The organism is Flavobacterium niveum (genome assembly GCF_055231775.1).
Genome location: NZ_JBUYSX010000010.1, coordinates 46,194 through 53,415, shown reverse-complemented (window position 1 = coordinate 53,415; position 7,222 = coordinate 46,194). Strand labels below are relative to the sequence as shown.

Genomic DNA, 7,222 nt, shown 5'->3' with positions numbered 1-7,222 from the left:
CGACCTGAACACAGGCGCACCGATAGCTTCGGCAGCAGTAGCAATACTGGATGAGAAAGGCAACGTAATCGAGACCCGTACCTCAGGTGCAGACGGTAACGTAACCTACAACATCGACTGTGATAAGGCGTATACGGTACAGGCCACTGCTTCGGGTTACGAAGGCGGTACCTTCCCGATAGCGAAGAACCCTGGTGGTGAGCTTAAGGTGGATGCGAAGCTGAAACCGGTAGAGATACCAAACCCGCCGATCATTACGTTTGAGAACATCTACTTCGAGTACGATAAGAGCAACATCACCAAACAGGCAGCCTTTGAGCTGGACAAGATAGTTGAGACGATGAAAACCTACCCTGACATTGTAGTAATGGTTAAATCGCACACGGACAACCGTGGCACTGACCAGTACAACATGAGCCTTTCAAACCGCAGGGCAAAGAGTACGGTACAGTACATCATCTCAAAAGGTATAGCTAAGGAGCGTATCTCAGGCCAGGGTTATGGCGAGAGCGAGCCTAAGGTAACATGCGACAAGTGTACCGACGAAGAGCACGCACAAAACAGGCGTAGTGAGTTTATCATCGTGAAGCAGTAAGCTGCACAAACGAAGGTAAACCGCGAAACCATCAAATAACAAAACACCCCCTGCCCACAACGGCAGGGGGTGTTGCGTTTTAAAGGAGGTAGGTTGTAGAGACGTTGCAGTGCAATGTGTGTTCTGTTTCAAATCGGGTAATGTTAGTTATTGTAATTTGGCTATGGCAAAAAAAATATCGCTACTTTTGCTGATTATTAAAAAAAGACCAATACTTGAGCCTTCAAAAGAAACTCTTTAAACAAACGGCCATATACGGTATAGCTACCGTGGTACCGCGTATGTTTAGCTTTATACTTACGCCCCTGCACACTTCGGGTGTTATGGATGTAGAAAAGTATGCGGAAGTTTCTATTAATTTCTCCTGGCTTGTTTTCTTTAATGTGGTATTGGCCTACGGTATGGAAACCGCTTTTTTCAGGTTTTATAATACCGAAGATAAAAAAGAGGTGATAAGCACCACTACAATTTCATTGTTTTGGTCATCATTAGCATTTCTTGTCCTGGCGCTGCTATTCCGTAATGGGCTTGCATCGGTTTTGGAAATAGACAAAGAATACATTACCTATAACATTTGGATACTTGCGCTCGATGCACTGTGTATAATTCCGTTTTCAAAACTGCGTGCCGACAGCAGACCTGTATTTTATGCCGCTGTAAAAATAGGGAGTGTGGTATTAAACCTATTCCTTAATTTCTTTTTCCTTGTATTCCTTCCCAAGCTTTCAAAGGCATATCCCGGTGGAATATGGGACAGCATTTATGTAGAAGATTTTCAGGGGGGCTATGTTTTTGTAGCCAATGTTATGGCCAGCCTTTTTGCATTTGTGTTGCTATTGCCACATTACTTTAAACTTTCGTGGCATTTTAATTACCAATTGTGGAAAAAGATTATGCATTATTCCCTGCCGGTTATGGTGGCGGGTATTGCTTTTGCCATTAACGAAACTTTCGACAGGCCATTACTTAAATACCTGAACATCCCCGAGCATCAAATAGGCGTATATTCTGCCTGTTATAAGCTGGCTATTTTCATGACGTTGTTTACTACTGCGTTCAGGCTGGGGGTAGAGCCTTTTTTCTTCAGCCATGCCGATAAGCAAAATGCCCGTGAAACCTATGCCACCATTACAAAGTATTTTGTAATACTGGGTTCTGTTATCCTGTTGGGTGTAATTGCATCTGCCGATTTGCTGAAAGTAATGATTATCCAGAAATCAACATTTTGGGAAGGCATGAATGTGGTACCGCTGATTATATTGGCAAACCTGTGCCTGGGTATTTACACTAACCTTTCGGTTTGGTACAAACTATCGGATAAAACCAAAATGGGCGCTTATATTTCGTGTATTGGCGCCGGAATTACCCTGTTGTTCAATTTTGCGCTTATACCTGTATGGGGCTATATGGGTTCGGCAGTAGCTACGGTGTCGGCATACGGTACCATGATGGTAGTTTCATACATCATTGGCCAAAAATACTACCCTATACCGTACGATCTTAAAACGATAGGCACCTATATGGGGCTTGCAATAGTTCTTTCTGCATTTTCGTTCTATGTGCCTGTGTTAAGGGAAACCTATGTGTTTGGCTACGCTGCCTTCGCAGGATTCCTTGTTTTTGTTTATAAAAGAGAAAAATCATCAATCTTTAAAATCATAAAGAAATAATGTCAGTTACTGTAAAAGTTATCAATAAATCGGGCCACAGCCTGCCTAATTACGAAACCATAGCCAGTGCCGGTATGGACCTGCGTGCAGTGCTTGATACACCGGTGGTGCTAAACCCACTTGGGAGGGCTATAATAAAAACCGGGCTTTTCATAGAGCTTCCGGTAGGATATGAGGCGCAGGTACGCCCACGCAGCGGGCTTGCAGCCAAGTTTGGTGTTACGGTACTGAACAGCCCCGGCACAATTGATGCTGATTACAGGGGTGAAGTTGGGGTAATTTTAGTAAATTTATCAAACGAGCCGTTTACCGTGGAGAATGGTGAGCGTATAGCCCAGCTAATTATTGCAAAACACGAGCGTGCCGAATGGCAGGAAGCCATAGGACTGAGCGACACAAGCAGGGGTGCGGGCGGCTTCGGCAGTACCGGGACGAAATAAAAACATATCCCCATTAAATAAAAAAGAAACTAAGCTACACAAATGAAGATTATTGTACCCATGGCAGGCAGGGGATCGCGCCTGCGCCCACACACACTTACAGTACCTAAACCGCTTATACCCATAGCCGGTAAGCCTATAGTGCACCGCCTGGTAGAAGACATAGCGGCGGTGCTGGATCAAAAAATTGAAGAAATAGCTTTTGTAATACATAAAGACTTTGGTGATAAAGTACCACAGGAACTGATAGCCATAGCCGAGAAACTGGGCGCTAAAGGTTCTATTTACTACCAGGATAAGCCGCTGGGTACTGCCCACGCTATTATGAGTGCAAAAGAAAGCATGAGCGGCCCGGTAGTGGTGGCTTATGCCGACACACTATTCCGTGCTGATTTTACGTTAGATACCACAGCAGACAGCGTTATATGGGTGCAACGCGTAGACGACCCGAGTGCTTTTGGCGTGGTTCAGCTAAACGAAAAAAATGAGATAGTAGATTTCGTGGAGAAACCGAAGGAGTTTGTAAGCGACCTTGCCATCATTGGTATCTATTACTTCAAGAGTGGGGAGACATTGCGCAGCGAGTTGCAATACCTGCTGGATAACGATATTATGAAAGGCGGCGAGTACCAACTTACTGATGCCCTGGAAAACATGAAGCAAAAAGGCATGAAATTTGTGCCGGGTAAAGTAGAGCACTGGATGGACTGTGGCAACAAGGATGTTACGGTAGAAACCAACAGCCGTATGCTGAACTTCCTTCACCAGGATGGACTAAACCTTATGTCGGATAGCGTAGTGCTGGAAGACAGCACCATAATACCGCCGTGCTATATAGGCGAGGGGGTAGTGATAAAAAACAGCACTATAGGGCCTAATGTATCTGTAGGAGATAAATCGGTGATAACCGACAGTAATATAAAAAACAGCCTTATCCAGACACATGCGGTTATTAAAGACGCTAACCTGGATAACGCCATGATAGGCAACCATGCAGTATTTAACGGTCATTTTACGGCTGTAAGCATTGGCGACTATTGTGTTTTAGAATAGTTAATATATGAAAATAAAAGCCCTTTTTGGCGGTATATTGCTTGCAGGCTCCCTTATGGGACCCGTAGCTGCATTTGCCCAGCAGGAACCCGAAGACATAGCACTGGCAAACAACGAGTTTGAAGACAGCTTCTACGAGGCCCTGAAACAAAAGGGGATGGAAAACTATGACAAGGCTATTACGGCGCTTCAGAAATGCCTTAACAAGGAGCCTGATAATGCTGTGGTGTACCATGAGCTTGGCAAGAATTACTTTGCCATGAAGAATTATTTCGAGGCGGAAAAGGCATACAAAAGGGCTACGGAAATAGACCCGAAAAACCGCTGGTACTGGCAGGGGCTTTATGATGTGTACTACGAACAGAAGGACTTTAACCGTGCCATAACCATAGTGCAGAAGCTTATGGAGTGGCGCAAGGAGTACTACCAGGAAGACCTGGTATCGCTATACATGTACACCCAGCAGTATGATAAGGCATTGGCGCTGATAAACGAAATGGAGCAGACCGTGGGCATGAGCCAGAAACGCGAAGCCTATAAGGTGGAAATACTGGCTGACAACCGCTACTCTAAGCCTAAGAAAGAAACGCTGGAAGAGGCTATTAAGAAAGATCCTAAAAATGAAGCGAATTATATCGACCTGATTTACCTGTACAGCGAAAGCAACCAGGAAGCCAAGGCCGAGGAAATAGCCCGAAAGCTGGAAAAGGAAATCCCAACGAGCGATTGGGCACAGGTGAGCCTGTTCAAGTTCAACCTGAATAATAACGATGGTGAAAAGGCTTCGCAAAACATGATGCAGGTATTGGGTAGCAGAAAAATTGACGGGAAGATTAAGCACCGCGTGCTGAATGAGTTCCTGATATTTGCCAATAATAACCCATTGTACCTGCCTACGCTTGAAAAGGCGGTTGGGTATTTCGGGCCGGATAAAAAGGTAAATGTGCCTAAAGAGGTAGGTAAGTTTTTCTTCAACAAGAAGAACTATGCGGAGGCCATCCGCTATTTCGAAAAAGGTCTTTCACAGCAGGATGATGACCCGGAAGGGGTGGAGCTGCTGTTGTATACCTATGCAGAAAGCGGGCAGAATGATAAAATGTATAAGCTGGCTACAAAATACATAGACCTGTACCCCACACAGCCCCTGCTGTACTATTACGCCGGCCTTGCGGCCAACAGGCAGCAGCAGTATGGCAAAGCCAAAGAATGGCTGGAAAGCGGGCAGGATTTTATTGTAGACGATACTGCGCTTACGGCTAAGTTTAAGCAACAGCTGGACGTTGCCAAAAAAGCGCCGGGCAAAAGCTAAAATGCCCAAACTAATAAATGCTATATGAGAAAGATTGTAATAACTGGTATTATTGCCGTAACCTTACTGGTTTCGTGTAAGTCGAAACAAACGGCTTCGCAGGCGGTAACGTCGGCAGTAGCCGAAGAAGATAAAACGGCTAAGGAGATTGTTACGGGCCATTATAACAACCCGGCCAATTATAAAACGTTGGTTATCCGTGCTGATGTGGCCTATAAGGATGCGAAAAATGAGCAGGATGTTACTGCCGAAATACGTATACTTAAAGACCAGAAAATATTGGTTATGGTGCGTTATGCCTTTGTCACTATGGCCAAGGCAATTATAACGCCGGAAGAGGTTTCGTATTATGAAATACTGAACAGTACTTATTTTAAGGGTGATTACAAAGTGCTGAGCCGCTGGCTGGGTACTGAGCTGGATTATAATAAAGTGCAGAACCTGCTTACGGGCCGTGCATTGTACGACCTTAACCAGGGTGGCTATAAATCGTCTATAGAAAATGGGCTGTACAGGCTAACAGGTAAAAGCACCGGCCTGCAAAAGGATTTCTTATTTGAGGGAGATAAATACCTGTTGAAACAACAGCTTATAGTACAAAGTGGCACTGAGCCACGCACGCTTCAGGTAGACTATCCGGGTTACAAGGATTATACCAAGGCGGTTTTGCCATCGGGCATAAAAATACAGGCAACACAAAAAGACAAGGTAGATATAAACATAGGCTATACTTCGGTAAAGTTTGACGAAAACGTGACTTTCCCGTACAGTATACCAAACGGCTACGAACAAATATCGGTAGATTAACCAATAACAGGCGATGAAACAATTTTTGCTAACATTTTTCCTAATAGGCTGCAGCACACTGGCACTGGCCCAGGGCGGCGACCAGCAAAGAAAACTGGAAGAACGCAAAGAGCAGATACAAAAAGAGATTAAGGCGCTGCGTAGCCTTATTAAAGACCAAAGCTCTAAGGAAAAATCAGTGCTGGACAAAATTTCGGATAGCGATGCCAAAATAAGGCTTAGCGAAAAGCTGATTAGCACCACCAAAAAACAAACCCGCCTGCTTACCGACGATATTTACCTGAACCAGCTTAAAATAAACAAGCTAAACCGTGAGCTTACCGTGCTTAAAGACGACTATGCCAAAATGATACTCAAGGCCTACCAGAGCCGATCTGACCAGAGCCGTATCATGTTTATACTTTCGTCTAAAGACTTCCTGGAGGCATATAAAAGGGTGCAATACATGAAGCAGTACGCCAGTTTCCGAAAGGTACAGGGCGATGAAATACGCGAAAAAATGACTGAGCTGGAGGACCTGCAAACTAAGCTTGGCGTACAGAAAAAAGAAAAGCAAAAACTGCTTGCCGAAAACCAGAAGGAAAAGAACGAGCTTGAAAAAGACAAGATCGAACAGCAGAAGCTGGTAAAAGACATACAGAAAAACAAGAAAAAGTATACTGCCGATGTTAAGGCAAAACAGCGCGAAAGCCGCGAGATAGACCGAAAGATTGATGCTGTTATCCGCGAGGCTATTGCTGAGGCCAACCGCAAGGCGGCAGCTAAAAAAGCAGCAGAAGACAGGGAGGCAGCCGCAGTGGCAGCGAAGTCATCTTCTAAATCTACTAAGACATCGGGTAAATCTTCAGGTGCTACATCTTCATCGTCTCCAGCTAAAAGCACGGTATCTTCAGATAAGATTGTGCTGACCAAAGAGGGTAAGGTAATATCTGATAACTTTAAGGCCAATAAAGGCCGCCTACCGTGGCCGGTAGAAAAGGGCTATGTTTCAAGTAGTTTCGGTACACACCCACACCCGTATATAGACGGTATTGATATAAACAATAAAGGTATTGACATTACTACCGAAGTTGGCGCTACAGTTAAGGCAGTTTTTGGAGGTGAAGTGTCGAGTGTAAAACAGCTAAGGGGCGGTAACTATATTGTGTGTATACAACACGGTGATTACCTTACCGTATATTCTAACCTGGATAATGTAAGTGTAAGTGCAGGGGATAAGGTGTCTATCAACCAAAAAATCGGTACTGTGGGTAAGGAGCTGGACGGTAGGCCGGTGCTTAAGTTTATTGTTTCCCAAAATAATAAGTTCCAAAACCCGTCATTGTGGATTGCTAAGTAGAACATATTT

Annotated in this window: 7 protein-coding genes; all 7 read left to right on the top strand. The window is 44.5% G+C overall.

All coding sequences use genetic code 11. From position 1 onward, the window contains the following. A partial coding sequence (locus ACZIX4_RS19700) for an OmpA family protein (protein WP_463337372.1) occupies positions 1-595 on the top strand: 595 nt, incomplete at its 5' end. 215 nt (positions 596-810) lie between these two features. Next, positions 811-2,265 (top strand): oligosaccharide flippase family protein, encoded by a 1,455-nt coding sequence (locus tag ACZIX4_RS19695; protein ID WP_463337371.1) that lies wholly within the window; start codon positions 811-813, stop codon positions 2,263-2,265. Further along, the gene (gene dut / locus ACZIX4_RS19690) at positions 2,265-2,705 is read left to right on the top strand and encodes a dUTP diphosphatase (RefSeq protein WP_463337370.1); all 441 of its coding nucleotides are present in this window, start codon (positions 2,265-2,267) and stop codon (positions 2,703-2,705) included. The genes ACZIX4_RS19695 and dut overlap by 1 nt, the downstream gene beginning before the upstream one ends. Before the next feature lie 42 nt (positions 2,706-2,747). Further along, entirely contained in the window at positions 2,748-3,758 is a 1,011-nt protein-coding gene (locus tag ACZIX4_RS19685) for a sugar nucleotidyltransferase (RefSeq protein ID WP_463337369.1), read from the top strand. A gap of 7 nt (positions 3,759-3,765) precedes the next feature. Then, on the top strand, positions 3,766-5,067 hold the full coding sequence (locus tag ACZIX4_RS19680) for a tetratricopeptide repeat protein (protein ID WP_463337368.1): 1,302 nt from the start codon (positions 3,766-3,768) through the stop codon (positions 5,065-5,067). A 24-nt stretch (positions 5,068-5,091) separates the two neighbouring features. Then, the gene (gene lolB1 / locus ACZIX4_RS19675; RefSeq protein WP_463337367.1) at positions 5,092-5,874 is read left to right on the top strand and encodes a lipoprotein insertase outer membrane protein LolB1; all 783 of its coding nucleotides are present in this window, start codon (positions 5,092-5,094) and stop codon (positions 5,872-5,874) included. A gap of 13 nt (positions 5,875-5,887) precedes the next feature. Further along, positions 5,888-7,213: a murein hydrolase activator EnvC family protein gene (locus ACZIX4_RS19670; RefSeq protein ID WP_463337366.1), complete on the top strand. Its 1,326-nt coding sequence runs from the start codon at positions 5,888-5,890 to the stop codon at positions 7,211-7,213. Positions 7,214-7,222: the final 9 nt, after the last annotated feature.